Origin of the sequence: Chitinimonas sp. (genome assembly GCF_041904975.1) — a bacterium.
GTDB lineage: Bacteria > Pseudomonadota > Gammaproteobacteria > Burkholderiales > Chitinimonadaceae > Chitinimonas.
The window spans coordinates 1-1,905 of record NZ_JAYRLZ010000444.1 but is presented as its reverse complement, the minus strand read 5'-3'; the positions used below and the strand labels follow the sequence as shown (position 1 = coordinate 1,905).

Here is a 1,905-nt window from a genome sequence, read left to right as displayed (position 1 = left end):
AGCAGTAGCGCGCGTTCGCGCGCCTCGGTCGGCAGGCCTTCGACCCGCCCCGCCACCGGACTATTGTCACCGACGCCGATATTGTCATTGCTGGCAATCACCCGGCCACTGGCATCCACTACCCGCAGCTTCGGATCAGCCAATGCGCCGCCAACCCCCATGCCGGTCAACGATGGGCCCCGCGCGGTGATCAGCACGGTTTTGCTGCCACCCTTGATGACAAAGCCGGCGATACCCACTTTGTCGCCCAGCTGCATATTGGCGCGCGCCGATACATTCAACAGCCGCGCGTTGACAGGCGTGGCCGCTGGATCGTAGCGATAGATGCCCGCCGCGCGCGTGCCTACGAAAATGGCATCGGTACTCACCAGCAGCGCGGTCACCGGCGCATCGCCAGGCAAAACGGCCAATCGTGACCAGAATTGATCGATGGCGCCAAGCTGGTAGACGCCGAGCCTGTTCGCCACGTACAGCTGCTGATTCGCATCGATGGCCATGGCGTCCACTGCAGCGCCGCCAAGTCCGAGGTTCAGCGCCTGCCAGCCATTGCCATTGGGCGACTTGTACACCCCGCCTTCACCAGCCAGGTAGATAGTGCCGGCAGCGTCAGTGAGCATGGCGTTGATGCGCTTCAGCCCCGGCGCCGGCTCAAGCGGCTGCCAGCTGATCGCACCGTCGCTGCTGCGGTAAACGCGCTCCTTGAGCAGGGCAAGCAGATCGCCACGGCTATCGGCCAGCAGCTTGCGCACCGGACCTTCACCAAAGCTACCGGCAACCAGTACGCCGCTCTCATGTCGACCGTCGATGCGGTACACCCGACCATATTCATCGCCGCAATACACCTTGCCATCCGCCGATCGCGCAATGGCCGCGCAGGCCTCGTGATACCAAGGCTTCAGGTCTTGCCAGCTCGCCCCGCCATCACTGCTGCTATAGAGCACCATGATCTCGTGGTAAAACGTGCCGGTAGCTCCTATCGAGGTAGATACCGCTTTACCTGCGGCATACACCGGCGATTGCGCGTCGGCATGGATATCCAGAATGGTGCGGTTGCCGCGACTGGCTTCGCTAGCCACATGCTGCCAGCTACGCCCACCATCCACGCTGCGACTCAGACCTTGCTCACTCAAGGCGAACAGCCTGCCAGCCGCATCGCTGACCATCTTGCTCACGGTCAGATTGCTGAGGCCCTGACTGGCGTCGCGCCAACTGGCCCCGCCATCATCACTGCGGGCAATGCCCTGGCCAAGGCCGGCGTAGAGGCGGCCATTCGCATCAAGCGCCAGCGCATACACGCGTAAATCGCTCAATCCAGCCTGGCCTGTGGCTAGCCAGCCGCTATCACCATCGCTGCTGCGGAAAATCCCGCCCCCCGAATAGGGATTCAAGCTGTCAAAACCAGGGCTGGCCGCCAGCAGATTGCCGGCGCGATCCGTCACCAGGGCGGTGATGTCAAAGGCGTTGTTTTCGGAACTGGACAGCCCCCGATTCACCGCCGCCCAGCTAGCACCGCCGTTGCTGCTCTTGTATACCCCGCCACCGAGTATCTGCAAAAATCCGAATTGGCTGCTAGTCGCAGCATACAGATTGCCGCGTGTATCCAGTGCCAGCGCATTGACATGGGGCGGTACCGGATAGCCGGCTATGCCTATGCCCTGGTTGATCGACTCCCAACTGCTGCCATCGCGGCTCTTGAACACGCCGGCATAGCTTGCGGCGTAGATAACGCCCTGCGCATCAATTTGCAGGGCGGTCACTGCAGCCTCCAGCTTGCCGGCAGCCTGCCAGCTTACCCCGCCATCCACACTGCGATAGACCCCCTTGTCGCTGCCTGCCCATACCACATCGCGCGCGTCCACGGCGAGTGCGTGAACCGGCAGTTTGCTGAGGCTGGCGTCCGTTGCT

Annotated in this window: 1 protein-coding gene; it reads right to left on the bottom strand. The window is 62.6% G+C overall.

Features of this window, described 5'->3' with window-relative positions; translation table 11 throughout:
• On the bottom strand, positions 1-1,905 hold a 1,905-nt coding region (locus ACE3OH_RS21990), incomplete at both ends, for a hypothetical protein (RefSeq protein WP_374358365.1).